Origin of the sequence: Pseudomonas sp. Xaverov 259, assembly GCF_019352915.1 — a bacterium.
Lineage (GTDB): Bacteria > Pseudomonadota > Gammaproteobacteria > Pseudomonadales > Pseudomonadaceae > Aquipseudomonas.
In genome coordinates this window covers 147,980-167,854 of sequence record NZ_JAAAFV010000057.1, presented here as the reverse complement: position 1 = coordinate 167,854, position 19,875 = coordinate 147,980, and the positions used below count along the sequence as shown (strand labels likewise).

Below are 19,875 nucleotides of genomic sequence, written 5' to 3'. Positions count from 1 at the left end.
GGCTTAATCAATAGTTAGACGGAGTTGGAACAGGTTTGGAACGTATAGCGGTCATCGACTTTGAAACCACCGGCATCACCCCGAGCAGCCACTGCCGGGCCACGGAAATCGCGGTGGTCATCCTCGAGCGCGGCCAAATCGTGGACCGCTACCAAAGCCTGATGAACGCCGGCGTGCGCGTGCCGGGCTTTATCGAGCAACTCACCGGCATCAGTAACGCCATGCTGCGCAGCGCGCCACCGGCCGAGCGGGTGATGAATGAAGTAAATGAATTTGTCGGCACCACGCCACTGCTGGCGCACAACGCCGCGTTCGACCAGAGGTTCTGGGACTTTGAACTGGGCCTGATACGCCGCACCCGCCTGCAAAAATTCGCCTGCTCGCTGCTGCTGGCCCGCCGCCTGATGCCGTCGGCGCCCAACCACAAGCTCGGCACGCTGAACGCGCTCGCCCAACTGCCCCACACCGGCAAGGCTCACCGGGCGATGGCCGATGCGGAGATGGCCGCCAACCTCACCGCGCACCTCGCCCAGGAACTGCGCGGCACCCACGGCTTGCGCGAACTGTCCCACGATTTGCTGTGTACTTTGCAGAAAGTGCCGGCGGCGAAGATCAACGAGCACCTGAAGAAGCACCGCGGGTTCTAACCCTGACGATGATCGTTCCCACGCTCCGCGTGGGAATGCCTGCTGTGACGCTCCGCGTCACGACTTCAAGAGCGGACGCAGAGCGTCCTGGGCTGCATTCCCACGCAGAGCGTGGGAACGATCGGCGGCTGGCTATCGAGGCTGCACACAATCCAACGCCCGATCCACCACACCTTTGGCCATCCCCACCAAATGCATCACCGCCCGCTGCTGGGTGCTCAGCGTCTCACCCGACACATTCACCGTTTCCACCGCGCAATGCAGCAAGTCGGCCGCATGGGCGAGGGCGTCTTCGAAGCTCAGGTTGTCATTGAGCACAAAGTTAGGCGCGTCCGGGGCAGATGCTTTGAGGTAGTAGTCGATGGCTCGGCGGTTGAGGAGGGCGTCTTCGCTGAGGAAGTCGGGTTTGGAGCGAGGTGGATCGGGGGTTATTTTGACCATGGTGTAACTTCTCCGCTAGGTAAGAAGCTGCACCCGTTCGCTTGCACGCGAATTAGGGTGGCAGCAGTACGCGGGTGTGCAAGACCGGGGCGGAAAACCCAGCAGGCCGAATGGCCTCCCGCGCACAGCTGCCATAACGTGCCAACGCCTAATAAAATTAGGCCCTGGATGGTAAGGCTTTTGCGCATTTTCCACTGATCGGACTTGCACGTCCGGCCACCGAACATTCGATGACGGAGCGAGACTAACTACCTGATCCGACGGAAACAAGGCCGTGGAATTCTCTAGGAAACGTCCCGCAAATGAAAGGGATCGGTCCTCCTGGCCACCAAAACATCAGCTGTTTTTAGGGCCTTCTTCACTCTTTCTGAATGGTAAGTAGGGGAAGCCCTATTGCGTCGTCGGACCTTTCCGGTTTTTCCCTTCACCCGTCTATCGCTCCTTTTTGCGACTTAACATCTCGCCTGCTATTTACGTAAAGGGACTACGTCATGCAGGAAAGCGACCTTTGATCGTTCCCACGCTCCGCGTGGGAATGCCTCCTGTGACGCTCCGCGTCACGACTTCAAGAGCGGACGCAGAGCGTCCTGGGCTGCATTCCCACGCAGAGCGTGGGAACGATCGACGATTGTGGGAGCTGGCTTGTCGAATCGTCGCACCGCTGCGATGGCGTCGTCAGGGAATAAACGCCATCACCGAGACCGGCGATCCCGAGCCGCCTTCCAGTCCCAGTACGCCAATCACGAGGGTGGTGCCCTTGGCCGGCAGCCGCTCCAGATGGGTCAGGCACTCCAATACGATGCCATTGCCGGCCAGTACGGCATGGTTGGTGGCAAAGGCAGTGCTTTGCCCCGGATCAACCCCGTGGGTATCAATGCCCACGCCGGCGATCTGTCGGTGTTCCAGCAGCCAGCGTATCGCCGGCTCGCCAATGCCCGGGAAGTGCAGGCCTTGGGCATCTTCGCCAAAAAAGCCGATGGGATCGTTCCAGAGGTGCTGCCAGCCGGTGTACATCAGCACTACCGAGCCCGGCTCGATGCGCCCGTGTTGGTGTTCCCAGGCTTGAAGATCATGCAGGCTGATCTGGTAGTCGCGGTTACCTTGGGTGTGCGCGCGCACATCAATCACCACGGCAGGCCGAACCAGGTCTTGGGGTTGATAGCCGTCAATCCCGATGCCATCGGCATAGAAGCTGTTCGGTGCATTCATGTGGGTGGCGCTGTGTTCGCCCATACTGAAGCGGCGCAGGAAATAGCCGTCTTTTTCCAGGCACGCGACGTCTTCAAATACCACCGGCGGATCCCCCGGCCATAATGGAATGCGCGCAGTGATCGGGTGGCTGAGGCTGACGATTTTGCTGTGCTTACCCTGCATTTTTTACCTCCAACTGCCCCAACGGCACCCGCCGTTCTATCGCGCTGGACAAAATAATCGAGGTCTTGCTGAAGCCGAATTTCGCCACCCGGTTAATCAAATTCTCCAGCTCCGGCATCGACCCCACCGCCGCCTGCATGATCACGCACGGGTCGCCCGTGACCCGGTGGCATTCAGTCAGTTCGGGGATTTCAGCCAGGGCGTCGTAAACCTTCTGGCTGCCGTTATTGGTCAAGCGCAGTTCGATCGTGCATTGGATCGGCAGGCCGATTTTGGACAGGTCCACCTTGGCCTGATACCCGGTAATCACGCCGCTGGCCTCAAGTTTGGCCACGCGCTCAGCCACGGCAGGCGCAGAAAGGTTTACCGTGCGGGCCAATTGCGCGTAGGACGCGCGGCCGTCTTCGAGCAGGGCGCTGAGGAGCATGCGGTCGTATTTGTCCATGAGAAGGCTCCAGGAACGCGTGGCTTTCGAAAGCACGGGTTATAGCCCTCATAACCATGTTTTGAAAAGTGTATGGGCGCTTTAAACAGGTTTTGTAACTTATGTTTAGCGTGCTGCCTTTTTAGAATAAGCCTCCCACCTCCTGCCATAGAGCCGCCCAATGCCTGGCCCACGTCGCTTTCCGTTACCGTTAATCGCTGCCTTTTTTGCGTTGTATGTGATTTGGGGTTCCACCTACCTGGTGATTCGAATCGGCGTTGAATACTGGCCGCCGCTGATGCTCGGCGGGATTCGCTTTTTGGTCGCGGGTTTGGCGATGTATGGCTTTTTGCGCTGGCGCGGGGCACCTGCGCCGACGTGGGTGCAGTGGAAGGCTGCGGCCAAGATCGGCATTTTGCTGCTGACCTTTGGCAATGGCGCGGTGACGGTGGCCGAGCACACGGGGGTTGCCTCGGGTGTGGCGGCGTTGGCAGTGGCGACGGTGCCGTTGTTCACCTTGCTGTGCGGCTATTTCTGGGGCGCACGGAATACCCGCCTGGAATGGGCCGGAGTGGTGCTGGGGATTATCGGCATTGCCATGCTCAACATGGGCTCCAACCTGCAATCGAGCCCGACCGGGGCGATGTTGCTGCTGTTTGCCGCTGCCTCCTGGGCGTTCGGCTCGGTGTGGAGCAAACACCTGCCATTGCCGGCCGGTGCCATGGCCAGCGCGGCGGAAATGATCATCGCCGGTGCCTTGCTGTTGGTGGGCAGTGCGCTCACCGGCGAACGCCTGCAGGCTGTGCCGCCGCTTGCCGGATGGCTGGCCCTGGCGTATTTAGCCGTGTTCGGCTCGATCATTGCCTTTAATGCCTATATGTACCTGCTCAAGCACGTACGCCCGGCGGCGGCGACCAGCTATGCCTATGTGAACCCGGCAGTCGCGGTGTTATTGGGGATTGTGTTCGTCGGTGAGACCATCGGCATGGAAGAAGCCCTGGCGATGCTGGTGATCATCAGCGCGGTGCTATTGATCAGCCTGCCACAGTGGCGTAAGCCAAAACCGGAAATAAGGTAAACTGCGGCGCATTACGGCTTTTTTTACCCGCTTATGGCGCTGAACTTTTCCTACGGTAAACACATGACTTTCGCCACACTTGGCCTGATCGAACCCTTGCTGCGCGCCCTTGAGACGCTTGGCTACCAGACCCCGACGCCGGTGCAGGCGCAAGCCATTCCGGCGGTGCTGGCCGGTCGCGACCTGATGGCCGCGGCCCAGACCGGCACCGGCAAGACCGCAGGTTTCGCCCTGCCGCTCTTGCAGTTGCTGACCATGGAAGGGCCGAAAGTCGCCGCCAACTCGGCGCGTGCGCTGATCCTGTGCCCGACCCGCGAGCTGGCCGAGCAGGTTCACGCCAGCGTCGCCGAGTACGCTCAGAATCTGCCGCTGACCACTTACGCGGTGTACGGCGGCGTGAGCATCAACCCGCAGATGATGAAGCTGCGCAAGGGCGTCGACATTCTGGTCGCCACGCCTGGCCGGCTGATCGACCTGTTCCGCCAGAACGCGCTGAAACTCAACCAGCTGCAAACCCTGGTGCTGGACGAAGCCGACCGTATGCTCGACCTGGGCTTCTCCGAAGAACTGGCGAACATTTACCGCATGCTGCCGAAAAAGCGCCAGACCTTGCTGTTCTCCGCAACCTTCTCCGATGAAATCCGCCAACTGGCCGGGCAGATGCTCAACGACCCGCTGAGCATCGAAGTGAGCCCGCGCAACGTCGCCGCCAGTACCGTGAAGCAGTGGGTGGTGCCGGTGGACAAGAAGCGCAAGCCGGAGCTGTTTGTGCACTTGATGCGCAAAGGCCGTTGGAAGCAGGTGCTGGTGTTCGCCAAGACCCGTAACGGTGTGGATGCGCTGGTGGACAAGTTGCAGGGCCTGGGCATCAATGCCGACGGTATCCACGGCGACAAACCCCAAGCGACGCGCCAACGCGCGCTGGACCGTTTCAAATCCAGCGACGTGCAGATTCTGGTGGCCACCGACGTGGCGGCCCGTGGCCTGGACATTGAAGACCTGCCGCTGGTGGTCAACTTTGACCTGCCGATCGTGGCTGAAGACTACATCCACCGCATCGGCCGTACTGGCCGGGCGGGTAACACCGGTGAGGCGATTTCGCTGGTGTGTGCCGATGAAGTGAACATGCTGTCGGCCATCGAGATGCTCACGCGTCAGACGCTGACCCGCAAGATGGAGCCGGATTTTGAACCGGAGCACCGCGTGCCGGACACCGATGCCAGCGGGCAGGTGGTGAAGAAACCGAAAAAGCCGAAGAAGCCTAAAACCTCGGGCGGCGGTGGCGGCAAGCGCAATTTGGGTAAGTGGGTGGACAGTGGCGACGTGGCGCCGGCTGAGCCGTCGATTAAACCGGTGCGCAAAGTGCCGGTGTTCAATACTGGGCCGCGTAAGAAGAAGTAAGTCTTGAGGTGCTGCTGAAGGCCTCTTCGCGAGCAAGCCCGCTCCCACATTTTGATCTGTGAATACATTCAAAATGTGGGAGCGGGCTTGCTCGCGAAGGCTGCTTTGAGTTCGCCACAAACCTCAGCGCTTAAGCCACTCCAACACGCCCCGCCCCGCCATCCGGCCACTGGCAAAACACCCCGTCAGCAAATACCCGCCGGTCGGCGCTTCCCAATCCAGCATCTCCCCCGCACAAAACACGCCTGGCAATTGCTTGAGCATCAGCCGCTCATCCATAGCCTCAAACGGCACACCGCCCGCCGTGCTGATCGCCTCATCGATCGGTCGAGTCTTCACCAGTGTCAGCGGCAGCGCCTTGATATCCACCGCCAGTTGCGCCGGATCATTAAAGTGTTCAGCTGGCGCCAACTCACGCAACAGCGCCGCTTTGACCCCATCCAAACCCAACTGACTGTGCAAATGCTTGCTCATCGACCGCGAGCCACGGGGCTTGGCCAAGGCGGCTTGCACCTTGTCCAGCGGCTTGCTCGGCAACAAATCAATATGCACAGTGGCTGAGCCGTCACGGTTGATCGCTTCGCGAATCGGCGCCGACAGCGCGTAGATCAAACTGCCCTCGATGCCCATAGCGGTGACGACGCATTCGCCCAGCCGAGGCTTGTCCTGCCCAAGGCCGATGGCGACGTTCTTCAGTGGCACACCGGCGAATTTGCTGACCATCAACTCGCTCCAGCCCGACACTTCGAAGCCGCAATTGCTCGGTTGCAGTGCGGCGTAGGGCACGCCTTTATCTTCCAGCAGCTTGAGCCAGGCACCGTCGGAGCCCAGGCGCGACCAACTGCCGCCACCCAAGGCCAACAACACCGCATCGCTGTGGACAGTTTTATCGCCGTCCGGGCTGTGGATAAGTAAACCGCCGTCATCGGTCCAGCCCAGCCAGCGATGCCGGGTGTGGATAACCACGCCTTGGTCGCGCAGGCGCTTGAGCCAGGCGCGCAGCAGTGGGGCGGCTTTCATGTCGGTAGGGAATACGCGGCCGGAAGTGCCGACAAAGGTTTCAATGCCCAGGCCATGAATCCATTCGCACAAGGCGTCGCTACCAAACGCCCGCAACAGCGGCGCCATCTGCGATGCGCGCTCGGCATAGCGCGACAGGAACGCCGGGTACGCCTCGGAGTGGGTGATGTTCATGCCGCCCACGCCCGCCAGCAGGAATTTGCGCCCCACCGAAGGCATGCCGTCGTACACGTCCACCCGTACGCCCGCCTGGCTCAAGACCTCAGCGGCCATCAGCCCGGCAGGGCCGCCGCCGATAATAGTGACGTGTTGGGAAGGGGTCTGAGGCATGGGCAGGGCTACGGTCGCTTGAATAGGCCGAGCATTCTACCCGACGGCGGCGTAGCTGCCTGATCAAAAAATGTACACTTTCCTACAAGCCATACGGCCGCTCGCTCTTAGAGGCTTACGCTCAAGTTATCCACAGGCCGTTCCACAGGCATTGTGGGTAACGCCCACAACTTAATGACAACCTGATGACGCCCACACCCGTTGTGCGCTGTGGTGCAGGATGCCGTGGCGGCGGGCCAGGGCCGGGCGGTCTTTGCTGTAGCCGCCGCCGATCACGCCCATCACTGGAATGTCGCGGCCCAGGCAGTGGCGCATCACGCTTTCATCACGTGCGGCTACGCCTGCGTCTGTCAGCTTGAGGTAACCGAGGGCGTCGTCCTTGTGCACATCCACACCCGCGTCGTACAGCACCAGGTCGGGCTGGTACAGCGGCAACAGGTAGTTGAGTGCGTCGTCGACCACCTTGAGGTAGTCGGCATCGCCCATGCCCATGGGCAGCGGGATGTCCCAGTCGCTCTGGGCCTTGCGTGCCGGGAAGTTCTTTTCGCAGTGCAGCGACACCGTGATGGCATCCGGCGTGTCGTGCAGGATGCGCGCGGTGCCATCGCCCTGGTGTACGTCGCAGTCGAAGATCAGCACGCGGTTGACCCGCCCGCTGGCCAGCAGGTAATGGCTGATCACCGCCAGGTCATTGAAGATGCAAAAGCCCGCCGGGTAGTCGTAATGGGCGTGGTGCGTGCCGCCCGCCAGGTGGCAGGCCAGGCCGTGTTCCAGGGCTTTTTCTGCTGCGAGTATTGAGCCGCCGACTGCACGCACGGTGCGCCGCGCCAGCGCTTCGTTCCAAGGTAGGCCGAGGCGCCGTTGGTCTTCGCGCGATAACTCGCCGCTCATGTAGCGCTCGATATACCCAGGTTCATGGGCCAGGGCCAGAATCTCGGCGGGGCAGACCTCGGGTCGCAGCAAGTGGCTGTCCTCGGTCAGGCCGCTGTCCACAAGGTGGTCACGCAACAGGCGGAATTTGTCCATGGGGAATCGGTGGTCCGCCGGGAACTCAGGGCTGTAGTCATCGTGGTAGATCAATGGCAAAGGCATGGGATTTTCTGACGGGAACCTGCGACGGATCTTACCAGCGCTGTACACTCACGCACATGGCAAGGGAGGGGGACCCATGGAGCCGATACTGGAATTGGAAAGCGCACGGCTGGTGCTGCGCCAATGGCGTGACAGCGACCTGACGGAGTTTGCGCGCATGTGCGCCGACCCGCAGGTGATGCGTTATTTCCCGGCCAAGCTGAGCCACTTGGAAAGCGCCGCGCTGATCGGCCGTATTCGCGGGCACTTTGCTGAATACGGCTTTGGCTTTTGGGCCTTGCAGCGCAAGGACACCGGCGAATTTATCGGCCTGACCGGGCTGCAAAACGTCAACTTTGAGGCCGACTTTACCCCGGCGGTAGAAATTGGCTGGCGCCTGGCCCGTGAGCATTGGGGTTTGGGCTACGCCAGTGAAGCGGCGTGGACCGCGCTGCGCTGCGGTTTCGACCGCCTGCAATTGGACGAAATCCTCGCCTTCACCACCGAAGCCAATCTGCCATCACAAAAAGTCATGCAGGCCATCGGTATGCATTACGATCCGCAGGCAGATTTTGAACACCCCAAGGTCGCAGCCGATGACCCGCTGCGCCATCATGTGTTGTACCGCATCACCCGCGCCCAATGGTTGGACACGCTGCATGGATAAGCAGCCCGGAATGCCCTATTGATTGTAGGAGTTGCTCTATGAGCCAAGTATTGGAAGATCTGGTGGACTTGCTGACCCTGGAGCCGATCGAGGAAAACCTCTTTCGCGGCCGCAGCCAGGACCTGGGTTTTCGCCAACTGTTCGGCGGCCAAGTGCTGGGCCAGTCGCTGTCGGCCGCCAGCCAGACCGTAGAGGAAGCGCGCCACGTGCATTCCCTGCATGGCTATTTCCTGCGCCCTGGCGATGCAGCACTGCCCGTGGTGTATTCGGTGGACCGCGTGCGCGATGGCGGCAGTTTCAGCACGCGCCGCGTCACCGCTATCCAGAAGGGCAACCCGATTTTCACCTGCACCACCTCGTTCCAGTATGACGAGGAAGGCTTCGAGCACCAGACCACCATGCCCGTGGTGGTCGGCCCGGAAAACCTGCCGTCGGAGCTGGAACTGACCAAGCAACGTGCACACCTGATCCCCGAGCACATGCGCGACAAGCTGCTGTGCCCCAAGCCGATCGAAGTGCGCCCGGTGACCGAAAAAGACCCGTTCAACCCGCAGCCGTCCGACCCGGTCAAATACGTGTGGTTTCGTGCTGACGGCGCGCTGGCCGATTCGCCGGCGCTGCACAAATACCTGCTGGCCTACGCCTCGGATTTCGGCTTGCTGACAACCTCGTTGCTGCCCCACGGCAAGACGGTGTGGCAGAAAGACATGCAGGTTGCCAGCCTTGACCATGCGTTGTGGTTCCACGCCGACCTGCGCGCCGATGACTGGCTGCTCTACGCCATGGACAGTCCGTGGGCCGGTAATTCCCGTGGTTTCTCGCGAGGCAGCGTCTACAACCGCGCCGGGCAACTGGTGGCTTCGGTGACCCAGGAAGGGTTGATTCGCCATCGCAAGGATTGGGCATGAGCCTGTCGGACGTTAAACATTGGGTGTTTGATATGGACGGCACCCTCACGGTGGCCGTGCATGATTTTGCCGCGATTCGCGTGGCGCTTGATATTCCACCTGAAGACGACATTCTCACGCACCTGGCGGCATTGCCTGCGGATGTGGCAGCGGCCAAACATGCCTGGTTGCTTGAGCATGAGCGCGAGCTGGCCGTGGGTTCGGTTGCTGCTGTTGGCGCGGTGGAGCTGGTGCGCGAGCTGGCCGGGCGTGGTTATCGCCTGGGCATCCTGACGCGCAATGCGCGGGAGTTGGCGCATATCACCCTGCAAGCGATTGGCCTGGCAGACTGCTTTGCCGTCGAGGATGTGCTTGGGCGTGATGATGCGCCGCCCAAGCCCGATCCGGGTGGGTTGCTGAAGTTGGCGACTGCCTGGCAGGTAGCGCCGAGCGCGATGGTGATGGTCGGGGATTACCGCTTCGACCTGGATTGCGGCCGAGCCGCGGGGACCAGGACCGTATTGGTTAATCTGCCGGAGAACCCGTGGCCGGAACTGGCGGATTGGCATGCTGAGGATTGCGCGGCGTTGCGCCGAATGATCTAACTCAGACACCTATGTCGGGCTCAGGTGGGAGCTGAACTTGTGTGGGAGCTGGCTTGCCTGCGATAGCATCACCTCGCTATGCCTGTTAGACCGAGGTGTCTGCATCGCAGGCAAGCCAGCTCCCACACAAGCCAGCTCCCACATTTTTGATCCTATTTACCGAACAGCACTTTCTCGCCCTCAGGCGAGGTAAACATCTTGTCGCCGTCGTGCCCAACCCCTGGCACTTCCACCAGCTTTTGTGTCAGTTGCGGATGGCGCTGCTTGAGGTAGTCAAAATAGTTGTGCCCACGAATCAGGCGATACGCGCCCTGGGTTTCGGCTTCGCAGCTTTTATCCAGCGCCGGGTGGTTCGGGTCGGTGTCTTGCTGGCCCAGCAGGTAGGTGATGTTGCGTGACACATAAACCTGCTCAAGCTGCTGCGCGCTCTGGCCTTTGGCGTAATCCGGCAGGTTCTGCATGCCGTACTTCCAGTCGTTAAAGCCTGGGCAACTGGCTACATCAAACTTCACCGGGCGTTGCGGGGTGAAGTAGGCGTAGGACGATGGGTTGGCAACCACGTAACGCAGGCTGATGCCCTCGGTTTGCAACATCGGGTGGTCGTGGCCGGTGAGGGCGAAGCGCTGCACCACCTGGCCGCCACCGGAATGGCCGGCTACCACGATTTCTTTCAAGGCCGGGAACAACTTGCGGTTGCCCAGGTGCTTGATGATCTGGTCGAGGGCGCCGTAGGAGCTGACTTGGCCTGGGCCGGTCGACGGGTCGCCGGCCATCCAGTCGTTGTGATTCCAGCGCAGCACCTGATTGTCGAGATGGTTGCGCTGGATATCCAACTCATTCAGAAACTGCGGTGCGATCACCAGGGTATTGGCCGCAACGCCCGCGTGCTGGGCGGCATCTTCGCCGCTTTGCAGGTAGGTCTGCGCATTGCGCAGGCGACCGTGCACGATGATCAGCGCGCGGGTGACGTTGGGCAGCGGCTGGCGCCAGTCCTGGCTCAAACCCAGGCTCAAGGCGCCGGCATCCAGTTGGAAACGATCGGGGCTGACCACCTTGACGCCATGTTCTTTCTCGGCGGCCCAGGTGGCGGTGGAACACATCGCTAATGCGCTAAGCAGCAATCCCAATCGTTTATTCATTTAAAGACTCTTGGCTGTAAAGGTGTCGCATTGAGTGATCTGGCCCTCTGCGAAGCCGGTCTTGAACCAGCGAACCCGCTGTGCGGAGGTGCCGTGGGTAAACGAGTCCGGCACTACGCGCCCTTGACCCTGTTGCTGCAAACGGTCATCGCCAATGGCGTTGGCCGCATTCAGTGCGGCTTCAATATCGCCGGGCTCCAGCCAGTTCAGGCGTTTTTGCGCACGGTTGGCCCACACGCCGGCGAAACAGTCGGCTTGCAGTTCCTGGCGTACCAGTAAACCGCCGTCGCCTTCCATCTGTCGGCCTTGCTGGCGTGCGGCCTGGATCTTGGCCGAGATGCCCAGCAGCGTTTGCACGTGGTGCCCGACCTCGTGGGCAATCACATACGCCTGGGCGAACTCGCCCGAAGCCTTGAAGCGTTGCGACATCTCCCGGAAGAAATCCAGGTCCAGGTACACTTGTTGGTCAGCCGGGCAATAGAACGGGCCGCTGGCCGAGGTGGCGCCACCGCAGGCGGAATTGACCCGACCACGGAACAGAATCAGTTTCGGGTTCTTGTAGACCAACCCATTTTCCTTGAACACCTGGCCCCAGGTGTCTTCCGTGTCGCCCAGCACGGCGCGCACGAAATCGGCCTGTTGATCATTGGCCGGCGGCGCCTGGCGCGCCTGCGTACTCGCCGGGGGCGCTTGCTCCATTTGGCCGCTTAATTGGCCGAGGATCTGCATCGGGTCCTGGCCGGTCAGCCAGCCAATGCCGACGATCAGCACAATGGCCGTGAGGCTCAGGCCCTTGCCGCCACCAAAGCGCATGCCGCCACCGCCGCCGCCACTGTCATCGCGGGCGTCCACCACGTTGTCGCTGCGTCGGCCTTTTTTCCATAGCATTGGTGCAGTCCTCTCGTTAAGCCTGCGCTCTTTATTTATAAGAGCAGTGTTGTTGGTGCAGGGGCATGGCGCCAGCCCGGCTGTCCGACAAGCAACGAGAGCTGCCTAGTATCGCTGCTGTCAGGCCGTGTCGGCAGGGGCGCCAGATGAAAGTTATGTCAGGTTTGCCGTCTCAGTCGCGGCAGTAACCTTCGCCGGTATCGACGATCAAGCAGTCCTTTTTATCCGCCAGCCATTTAAGGCCAGTGGCTTCGCCGTCGCCGGCGCTCAATTGTTGCGGGCCGTCCGGGCGCGTGAAGCTGATACCGTCTTCATTGGCTTCGCCTTTGAAGGTGCCGGAGTCATCGGCATCAAGGCCGTATTGCATGGTCAGCAGGTAGTGGCCACGGCCGATGCTGTCGTCCTTGGCGATGGTCAGGTTCAGGCCTTCGACGCCGATCCATTTGCCGACCCATTTATCGGTCGGTGGGGTTGCCGGCACCAGCGTGGCTTGCACGGAAGCCGGTGCGGGTTTAGGCGCTTCCTGGGGTTCCTTGTTACACGCGGTGAGCAGGGCAAGGGCAGAAAGAACAAAGAGTGTTTTTTTCATAGCGACAAGGCCTTGGTTAAAAAAGGTGCAACGCGACGGTGAACGTGCAGCGTTGGACTCGAAACCCATGAATTAGTGCGCTGTTCGCACGGTGTTTGGTTATGCTCTTGGGGCAGACGCAAGCCCGGCTGCTAGATTACCGGGTTGAGTACAAAAGCGTTCAGCCCGCCATGCAAGAGAATTCAATGACTGTCAGCACACCGCTTTCCGGCGTCAACCATCCTTTCAAAGGCATCCTGCTGATTGTGCTGGCGACGTTTCTGTTCTCCAGCCACGACGCCCTGTCCAAATACCTGGCCGGGTTTTACCCGATTGTAATGGTGGTGTGGGCGCGTTACCTGGTGCACACCTTGCTGATGGCCGGGATATTCCTGCCGCAATCCGGCTTGCGGGTGCTGCGCAGCAAGCGGCCGGGCATGCAGGTGGTGCGTGCTTTATGCCTGTTGGGCACCAGTCTGTTTTTTACCGCGGCGCTGCACTACATCCCGTTGGCGGAAGCCACGGCGGTGAACTTCCTGGCGCCGATCCTGGTGACGGCACTGTCAGTGCCCTTGCTCGGCGAGCACGTCACACGTGGCCAATGGCTGGCGGTGATCTGCGGGTTTGTCGGTGTGTTGATCATCATCCACCCCGGCGGCGAACTGTTTACGCCTGCGGTGCTGCTGCCGCTGTGTTCGGCGCTGTTCTTCTGTTTCTACCAATTGCTCACGCGCATCCTCAGCCAATACGACACGCCGACCACCAGCAACTTTTTCGCCGGGCTGTGCAATACCTTGGTGATGAGTGCCTTGGTGCCGTTCTTCTGGCAGGTCCCGACGCTGTGGCATGCCTGCCTGATGCTGGCGCTGGGCACCTGCGGCATGACGGCGCACTTGATGCTGACCCAGGCGTTCCGCTTCGCGGCGCCGGCCTTGCTGGCACCGTTCGGCTATTGCCAGATCGTGTTTGCGGGGTTGTTGGGTTGGCTGGTGTTCAGCCATACCCCCGACGTGACCACGGTGGTCGGCATCGGGGTGATCTGCATGAGCGGGCTGGCTGCTGCCTGGCAGCAGCGGCGGCGGTGAGTTACACCTCGACTTTGGGAATCTTGCGCGGCGCCATGAAGTACATCCAGGTCAGCGCAATGAAATACATCGCCGGGATCAAGGTGAACAACACGGTGTAGTTGTTGTTGGTCACGGTGAGGATGTGCCCGACGATCTGGGTCATGAACATGCCGCCGATGGCCGCGCACATGCCGCCGAAACCGAACACCGTGCTCATCATGTGCTTGGGCGTGTAGTCCATCACCAGGCTCCAGATGTTGGCGGTCCAGGCCTGGTGCGCGCCGATCGCCAGGGAAATGGCGAACACTGCAACCCACAATTGGCTGGAACCGGCGGCCATGATCACGCCGACGATGCAGCAGGCAAACAGCAGCATCGACAACAACCGCGCCTTGATCGCATTCATCCCCCGGCCGATCAGGAATGACGACAGGATCCCGCCACCCACACTGCCGAAGTCGGCGGTGAGGTAAATGATGATCAGCGGGATACCCATCTGGGTCACGTTGATGCCCAGGTTGTATTGCTGGTTCAAAAACGGCGGCAGCCAATACAGGTAGAACCAGAACACCGGGGCGGTCATTGCGTAGGCAAGGGCGAAGGCCCAGGTGCCGCGCATGCGCAGGATGCGGCTGAACGGCACGCTCGGTTGCTCGGGTTCGGCTTCCTGTTGCACGTAGTCCAATTCGGATTGTTTGGCCGTCGGGTGGTCTTCCGGGTTGTAGTACTTCAACCCCCAGAACACCAGCCAGATCGCGCCGAGTGCCGACATGCACAGGAACGCCGCCTGCCAGCCCCACACATGCAGGATCAACGGCAGCAGCATTGGGGTCATCATCGCGCCGACGTTGGTGCCGGCGTTGAAGATGCCGGTGGCCACTGCGCGCTCACCGGCCGGGAACCACAAGCGCGTGGTCTTGACGCAGGCGGGGTAGTTGGCGGCTTCCGTCAGCCCGAGAATAAAGCGGCAGACCATAAAGCCCACTGCCGAGGTGGCCAGGCCGTGGGCGCCGGTGGCCAGGCTCCACAACAGCACGGCGCAGAAGAACACGCGCTTGACGCCCACGCGGTCAATCAGCCGGCCTTGTAACACAAAACCGATGGCATAACCGACCTGGAACCAAAAGTTGATGTTGGCGTAGTCCATCGCCGTCCAGCTCATCTCTTTGGCCAGGATCGGCTGCATCACGCCCAGGGCGGCACGGTCGATGTAGTTCAGGGTGGTGGCAAAGAACACCAGGGCCAGCATGCCCCAGCGCGTTTTACCCACGGCCATGGCGCCACGGATCTTGTCGCCGATGCCGGCGTGCGGGTTGCCCGGGCGCGCGGCCAGGGCGGAGTTTTGCAAAGGCATGAGGTCGTACCCGTTTTTGAAATTTTTATGGTGTGTTCTGGGTCTTGGTGCAGGTTCGATGGTGCGCAGTGGTTAAAAAGTCGTCAATTCGCTAACAGGGCATAGTGTTCGGTAATCGCACAAAAAACTAACCGGTTCGTACATTTTAATTGCTGCGTGTAGGCTAGGGGCCAATAATTTGCTGCAAATAACAACTGCCGGGAGTCGCCCCATGCAACGTTCCATTGCCACCGTTTCCTTGAGCGGCACCCTGCCGGAAAAGCTCGAAGCCATCGCCGCTGCCGGGTTCGACGGGGTCGAGATCTTCGAGAACGACCTGTTGTATTACGACGGCAGCCCGCGGGAAGTTAGGCAGATGTGCGCCGACCTGGGCATTGCCATCACCTTGTTCCAGCCGTTCCGCGACTTTGAAGGATGCCGCCGCGACCGCCTGGCGCGCAACCTGGAGCGCGCCGAACGCAAATTCGATTTGATGCAGGAGCTGGGCACCGACCTGGTGCTGGTGTGCAGCAATGCCTCGGCAGATTGCGTCGGCGATGAACGCATTTTGCTCGATGACCTCAGCTTGCTGGCCGAAAACGCCGGCCGCCGTGGCCTGCGTATCGGCTATGAAGCGCTGGCCTGGGGCAAGCATGTGAACACCTGGCAGCAGGTGTGGAATCTGGTGCGCCAGGTCGATCACCCAAGCCTGGGCGTGTTGCTCGACAGTTTTCACACCTTATCGCTCAAGGGCGACCCGAGCGGCATTGCCGACATTCCAGGCGATAAAATCTTCTTTGTGCAGATGGCGGACGCGCCGGTCCTGGCCATGGATGTGCTGGAGTGGAGCCGGCATTTCCGCTGTTTCCCGGGGCAGGGCGAATTTGACCTGGCAGGCTTTCTCGCGCCGATCATCAAGAGTGGCTACACCGGGCCGTTGTCCCTGGAGATTTTCAACGATGGTTTCCGCGCTGCACCCACCCGCGCGAATGCGGCGGATGGTTTGCGTTCGTTGCTGTACCTGGAAGAGAAAACCCGCGAACGTCTCAAGCAAGAAGCGCCGGCCCAGCCCGTCGAGATTCTGTTTGATACTCCGGCGGCCAGTGACTACAACGGTATCGAGTTCCTTGAGTTTGCCGTGGATGAAAGCCTCGGTGCCAAGCTGACCCACTGGCTGGAGCGCCTGGGGTTCGTCAAGGCGGGCCAGCACCGCTCCAAGAGCGTGAGCCTGCTGCGCCAGGGTGATATCAACCTGATCCTCAACTGTGAGCCCTATTCGTTTGCCCACAACTTTTTCGAAGCCCACGGCCCGTCGTTGTGCGCCACGGCGATTCGGGTCAAGGACAGCGCCAAGGCGCTGGAGCGGGCAGTCGCCTACAAAGGCCAGCCGTATCGCGGGCTGGTCGGGCCTAACGAGCTGGAGCTGGCGGCAGTACGTGCGCCAGATGGCAGCCTGATTTATCTGGTGGACCCGTCCGAAGGTACGTTGTACGACACCGACTTCAACATGCAACCGGCAACGGCGTCCAGCGGCGGCCTGCTGCGCATCGACCATATGGCCATGGCCTTGCCGGCCGACAGCCTCGACAGTTGGGTGCTGTTCTACAAGAGCCTGCTGGATTTCGAAGCCGATGACGAAGTGGTGCTGCCCGACCCTTATGGCCTGGTGAAAAGCCGAGCGTTGCGCAGCCGTTGCAGCTCGATCCGCTTGCCGCTGAATATTTCCGAGAACCGCAACACGGCGATTTCCCACGCGCTGTCGAGCTATCGTGGTTCGGGTGTGCACCATATTGCGTTTGACTGCGCGGATATTTTCGCGGAAGTCAGCCGGGCCAAAGCGGCCGCCGTGCCGTTACTGGATATCCCGCTCAACTACTACGACGACCTGGCCGCACGGTTTGATTTCGACGATGAGTTCCTCAGCGAACTGGCGTACTACAACGTGTTGTACGACCGTGACGCTCAGGGCGGTGAGTTGTTTCATGTGTACACCGAGGCGTTCGAAGGGCGGTTTTTCTTCGAGATCATCCAGCGTAAAAACGGTTATGCCGGTTATGGCGCGGCCAACGTGGCGGTGCGCCTGGCGGCGATGGCCAAATCGCGCAGCGGCGCGGCGCGTCAGGCGCGTTTATAACGGCTGGCCAGGTGCTTCCTTCGGGAAGCGCCTCGGCCCATAATCGTCGCCTGCACAACACAAATGGCCGTGAGCGCACCATGACCCTGACCCCCGACCTCTCCGCTGTGTCAGACACACCGCGCAAGAGTCGCAAGAACAACCCGGAAAAGACCCGCGAAAACATCCTGCAGGAAGCCATCGTCGAGTTTGTTCAGCAGGGCCTGTCCGGCGCGCGCGTGGATGCGATCGCCGAGCGTATCCACACCTCCAAACGCATGATCTATTACTACTTCGGCAGCAAGGAGCAGTTGTACGTCGAGGTGCTGGAAAAACTCTACGGCGACATCCGTAACACCGAAACGCGCATGAATCTTACAGCCCTGGAACCGCGTGAAGCGATCCGCCGGCTGGTGGAGTTCACCTTTGATCACCACGACCAGAACGTGGATTTCGTGCGCATCGTCAGCATCGAAAATATCCACAACGCGGAATACGTGAAGCGCTCGGATTCGATCAAGGCAATGAACAGCAACATCCTCGAAGCGCTGGGCGCCACATTGCGGCGTGGCGCCGAGATGGGGTTGTTTCGCGAAGGGCTGGAGCCGCTGGATGTGCACCTGCTGATCAACTCATTCAGCTTTTACCGGGTGTCCAACCGCCACACATTCAGTGAGATCTTTCAGATCGAACTGTCGGATGAAGCGGTTAAACAACGGCATCGGGAGATGATTTGTGAGTCGGTGATGCGCTACTTGCAGGCTTAAGGTCCCACATTTTTTGATTCGGTTTCGGCAGTCAGCTATTCATGCTCTGAAAGTGCGCCAGCATTCGTTGTGCATCCGGCGTTTGGCCACTGAACAACTCAAACGCCTTCACTGCCTGAAACACCGCCATATTGCCGCCGTCCAGCGTGCGGCAACCCAGGGCGCGGGCGTTGCGCAGCAGTTCGGTTTCCAGCGGGAAATACACGATTTCCGCGACCCATAATTCGGCCCGCAACAGCGCAGGCGGCACCGGCGTACCGGGCAGCTTGGCCATGCCCATGGGCGTGGTGTTCACCAAGCCGTCTGCCTCGGCCATGGCGTTTTCCAGGTGGTTGCCAACCTGGGCGCGACCGGCACCAAAGCGCTGCGCCAGGTTATCCACCAGGTCGCGGGCGCGGGCCAAGTCCACGTCAAAAATACTCAAGTGCTGCACGCCTTCGGCCAGCAAGGCATGAGCCACTGCTGCGCCCGCACCGCCGGCGCCCATCTGCACGACTCGTTCGCGCGCGACATCATGCAAGTTGCGCCGGAAACCTTCGGCAAACCCCAGGCAATCGGTGTTGTGGCCAATGCGCTTGCCATCCTTGAACACCACGGTGTTGACGGCGCCAATGCCGCGCGCCTCGTCAGACAACTCATCGAGCAGCGCCAGGACCGCCTGCTTGCACGGGTAGGTAATGTTCAAGCCGGTAAAGTGCATCAACTCGGCCGCGTCCAGCAGGTCGGGCAGGGCGTTGATGTTCAGTTGCAGCGCTTCCAGGTCGATCAACTGATACAGGTAGCGCAAGCCTTGGGCGTCGCCTTCCTGTTCATGCAAGGCAGGCGTGCGGGAGGCTTGGATGCCGGCGCCGATCAGGCCGGCGAGGATGCGCGGTTTCATCGGGCGGATCCTTTGAGGCTATGGCTGAAGTGTTCCAGCGCCAGGTGATAACCATGGCTGCCGAAACCTGCGAGTACCGCCTTGGCAATGGGCGATACAAACGAGTGGTGCCTGAACGCCTCGCGTGCATGCACATTGGATATATGTACTTCAATCACCGGCACTTCACTGGCCACCAGTGCGTCGCGAATCGCTACGGAGGTGTGGGTCCAGGCCGCCGGGTTGATCACGATACCGGCGCAGCGCGCACGGGCGCCGTGGATCCAGTCGAGCAGTTCGCCTTCGTGGTTGGTCTGGCGAAATTCGATTTTCAACCCGAGATTTTCCGCGCTGCGACCGCACAGTGCGGCGATGTCGGCCAGGGTTTCATGCCCGTAGGTAGCAGGCTCGCGGGTGCCGAGCAGGTTGAGGTTGGGGCCGTTGAGCACCAGCACGATGGGCGGCATAAAGGGTCTCTCCACACTTATTATTGGTTGTGCGGATAAAATGTACTGGATGGTTAATTTGGTCAATTGATGGCGGCGGATGTGTTCGATTATCGAACTCTTATTCTGATACACCCTGAGACCCAATCAGATTAGATATCAATTGAAAATCATTCTCGACAACGCTTAAGATGCCCGCCTGTTTCCTTAACATTCCAGGGAGTCGGTTTGTCGGACGTGGATCTCAAGGGCCTGTTTCTCAAGCACGCCGATACCCTGCGCGGGTATCTGGCGCGCAAGGTACGGGACCCGCAGTTGGCCGCGGACCTGGTGCAGGAGAGCTTCCTGCGCCTGGCGGAAAAACCGGCCGGCGAGCGCATCGACAATTCCCAGGGCTATCTCTATCGAACGGCAAGCAATCTGCTGATCGACCATATTCGCCAGGAAGCGCGGCGCAAAACAGACTCCGTGCCCCACGAGGCGCTGGCCGAGATTGAAGATGACGTGGCCGGGTTGGAGGCTCAGGCAATGGCGCAGCAACAGCGACAGGCATTGAAGCAGGCACTGGCGGATTTGCCGGAGCGTACCCAGCAGGTTTTCCGTCTGAACCGCATCGAGGGCATGACCCATGCCCAGGTTGCCCGGCACCTGGACATTTCCGACAGCTCCGTGCAAAAGCATCTGGCCAAGGCCTTGGCCTATGTGATGCAGCGCTTGCAGGACGGTGAGGTGAAGCCATCCGACGAATGA

General features: G+C 60.6%; 21 protein-coding genes. 10 read left to right on the top strand and 11 right to left on the bottom strand.

Going from position 1 to position 19,875, the window contains the following annotated elements; translation table 11 throughout:
• Window positions 1-35 precede the first annotated feature (35 nt).
• Window positions 36-647, top strand: coding sequence for a PolC-type DNA polymerase III (locus tag K0H48_RS23465; RefSeq protein WP_099547600.1), 612 nt, complete (start codon window positions 36-38; stop codon window positions 645-647).
• 132 nt (window positions 648-779) lie between these two features.
• Here the strand turns inward: K0H48_RS23465 and K0H48_RS23460 are convergent, their stop codons facing one another.
• The 3 genes from K0H48_RS23460 to K0H48_RS23450 form a co-directional block, all read right to left on the bottom strand.
• The gene (locus K0H48_RS23460) at window positions 780-1,088 is read right to left on the bottom strand and encodes a DUF3077 domain-containing protein (protein ID WP_219269385.1); all 309 of its coding nucleotides are present in this window, start codon (window positions 1,086-1,088) and stop codon (window positions 780-782) included.
• A 675-nt stretch (window positions 1,089-1,763) separates the two neighbouring features.
• Entirely contained in the window at window positions 1,764-2,462 is a 699-nt protein-coding gene (locus K0H48_RS23455; RefSeq protein ID WP_219269384.1) for a cyclase family protein, read from the bottom strand.
• Window positions 2,452-2,907: an Lrp/AsnC family transcriptional regulator gene (locus K0H48_RS23450; RefSeq protein ID WP_219269383.1), complete on the bottom strand. Its 456-nt coding sequence runs from the start codon at window positions 2,905-2,907 to the stop codon at window positions 2,452-2,454. The genes K0H48_RS23455 and K0H48_RS23450 overlap by 11 nt, the downstream gene beginning before the upstream one ends.
• Window positions 2,908-3,067: 160 nt before the next feature.
• Here K0H48_RS23450 and yedA point away from each other — a divergent pair, with 160 nt between their 5' ends.
• Together yedA and K0H48_RS23440 are read left to right on the top strand one after the other, a co-directional pair.
• On the top strand, window positions 3,068-3,964 hold the full coding sequence (yedA, locus tag K0H48_RS23445) for a drug/metabolite exporter YedA (RefSeq protein ID WP_219269382.1): 897 nt from the start codon (window positions 3,068-3,070) through the stop codon (window positions 3,962-3,964).
• Window positions 3,965-4,027: 63 nt separating this feature from the next.
• Window positions 4,028-5,365 carry a DEAD/DEAH box helicase gene (locus tag K0H48_RS23440; protein WP_219269381.1) on the top strand — a complete coding sequence of 446 codons (1,338 nt, stop codon included), beginning with the start codon at window positions 4,028-4,030 and terminating at the stop codon, window positions 5,363-5,365.
• Window positions 5,366-5,488: 123 nt separating this feature from the next.
• Here the strand turns inward: K0H48_RS23440 and K0H48_RS23435 are convergent, their stop codons facing one another.
• Both K0H48_RS23435 and K0H48_RS23430 read right to left on the bottom strand, forming a co-directional pair.
• The gene (locus K0H48_RS23435; protein WP_219269380.1) at window positions 5,489-6,715 is read right to left on the bottom strand and encodes a TIGR03862 family flavoprotein; all 1,227 of its coding nucleotides are present in this window, start codon (window positions 6,713-6,715) and stop codon (window positions 5,489-5,491) included.
• Between the two features lie 171 nt (window positions 6,716-6,886).
• On the bottom strand, window positions 6,887-7,807 hold the full coding sequence (locus K0H48_RS23430; RefSeq protein WP_219269379.1) for a histone deacetylase: 921 nt from the start codon (window positions 7,805-7,807) through the stop codon (window positions 6,887-6,889).
• Between the two features lie 76 nt (window positions 7,808-7,883).
• Between K0H48_RS23430 and K0H48_RS23425 the strand changes: the two genes are divergently transcribed.
• From K0H48_RS23425 to K0H48_RS23415, 3 genes are read left to right on the top strand one after another with little or no spacing between them, the layout of a single operon-like run.
• Window positions 7,884-8,453, top strand: coding sequence for a GNAT family N-acetyltransferase (locus tag K0H48_RS23425; RefSeq protein ID WP_219269378.1), 570 nt, complete (start codon window positions 7,884-7,886; stop codon window positions 8,451-8,453).
• 38 nt (window positions 8,454-8,491) lie between these two features.
• Window positions 8,492-9,361 (top strand): acyl-CoA thioesterase II, encoded by an 870-nt coding sequence (gene tesB, locus K0H48_RS23420; RefSeq protein ID WP_017139338.1) that lies wholly within the window; start codon window positions 8,492-8,494, stop codon window positions 9,359-9,361.
• Window positions 9,358-9,945 (top strand): HAD family hydrolase, encoded by a 588-nt coding sequence (locus K0H48_RS23415; RefSeq protein WP_219269377.1) that lies wholly within the window; start codon window positions 9,358-9,360, stop codon window positions 9,943-9,945. Before tesB ends, K0H48_RS23415 begins: the two co-directional genes overlap by 4 nt.
• A gap of 152 nt (window positions 9,946-10,097) precedes the next feature.
• On the opposite strand, the gene K0H48_RS23410 is transcribed toward K0H48_RS23415, so the two are convergent.
• The 3 genes from K0H48_RS23410 to K0H48_RS23400 all read right to left on the bottom strand — a co-directional run bounded on the left by K0H48_RS23410 (window position 10,098) and on the right by K0H48_RS23400 (window position 12,561).
• Window positions 10,098-11,084: an alpha/beta hydrolase gene (locus K0H48_RS23410; RefSeq protein WP_219269376.1), complete on the bottom strand. Its 987-nt coding sequence runs from the start codon at window positions 11,082-11,084 to the stop codon at window positions 10,098-10,100.
• Window positions 11,085-11,972: a neutral zinc metallopeptidase gene (locus K0H48_RS23405; protein ID WP_065911118.1), complete on the bottom strand. Its 888-nt coding sequence runs from the start codon at window positions 11,970-11,972 to the stop codon at window positions 11,085-11,087.
• Between the two features lie 172 nt (window positions 11,973-12,144).
• On the bottom strand, window positions 12,145-12,561 hold the full coding sequence (locus K0H48_RS23400) for a membrane lipoprotein lipid attachment site-containing protein (RefSeq protein WP_138813736.1): 417 nt from the start codon (window positions 12,559-12,561) through the stop codon (window positions 12,145-12,147).
• Between the two features lie 185 nt (window positions 12,562-12,746).
• Here K0H48_RS23400 and K0H48_RS23395 point away from each other — a divergent pair, with 185 nt between their 5' ends.
• Window positions 12,747-13,625 (top strand): DMT family transporter, encoded by an 879-nt coding sequence (locus K0H48_RS23395; protein WP_219269375.1) that lies wholly within the window; start codon window positions 12,747-12,749, stop codon window positions 13,623-13,625.
• 1 nt (window position 13,626) lies between these two features.
• On the opposite strand, the gene K0H48_RS23390 is transcribed toward K0H48_RS23395, so the two are convergent.
• Entirely contained in the window at window positions 13,627-14,961 is a 1,335-nt protein-coding gene (locus tag K0H48_RS23390) for an MFS transporter (RefSeq protein ID WP_219269374.1), read from the bottom strand.
• A gap of 211 nt (window positions 14,962-15,172) precedes the next feature.
• Between K0H48_RS23390 and quiC the strand changes: the two genes are divergently transcribed.
• Window positions 15,173-17,074, top strand: a complete 1,902-nt coding sequence (gene quiC / locus K0H48_RS23385) for a 3-dehydroshikimate dehydratase QuiC (protein WP_219269373.1) — start codon at window positions 15,173-15,175, stop codon at window positions 17,072-17,074.
• An 80-nt stretch (window positions 17,075-17,154) separates the two neighbouring features.
• Window positions 17,155-17,820: a TetR/AcrR family transcriptional regulator gene (locus tag K0H48_RS23380; RefSeq protein WP_219269372.1), complete on the top strand. Its 666-nt coding sequence runs from the start codon at window positions 17,155-17,157 to the stop codon at window positions 17,818-17,820.
• 31 nt (window positions 17,821-17,851) lie between these two features.
• Here K0H48_RS23380 and K0H48_RS23375 read toward each other — a convergent pair whose 3' ends face one another.
• Together K0H48_RS23375 and aroQ are read right to left on the bottom strand one after the other, a co-directional pair.
• Window positions 17,852-18,700 carry a shikimate dehydrogenase gene (locus K0H48_RS23375; protein WP_219269371.1) on the bottom strand — a complete coding sequence of 283 codons (849 nt, stop codon included), beginning with the start codon at window positions 18,698-18,700 and terminating at the stop codon, window positions 17,852-17,854.
• Window positions 18,697-19,146: a type II 3-dehydroquinate dehydratase gene (gene aroQ, locus K0H48_RS23370; protein WP_219269370.1), complete on the bottom strand. Its 450-nt coding sequence runs from the start codon at window positions 19,144-19,146 to the stop codon at window positions 18,697-18,699. Before aroQ ends, K0H48_RS23375 begins: the two co-directional genes overlap by 4 nt.
• Window positions 19,147-19,353: 207 nt before the next feature.
• On the opposite strand from aroQ, the gene K0H48_RS23365 reads away from it, so the two are divergent.
• Window positions 19,354-19,875: an RNA polymerase sigma factor gene (locus tag K0H48_RS23365; RefSeq protein WP_219269369.1), complete on the top strand. Its 522-nt coding sequence runs from the start codon at window positions 19,354-19,356 to the stop codon at window positions 19,873-19,875.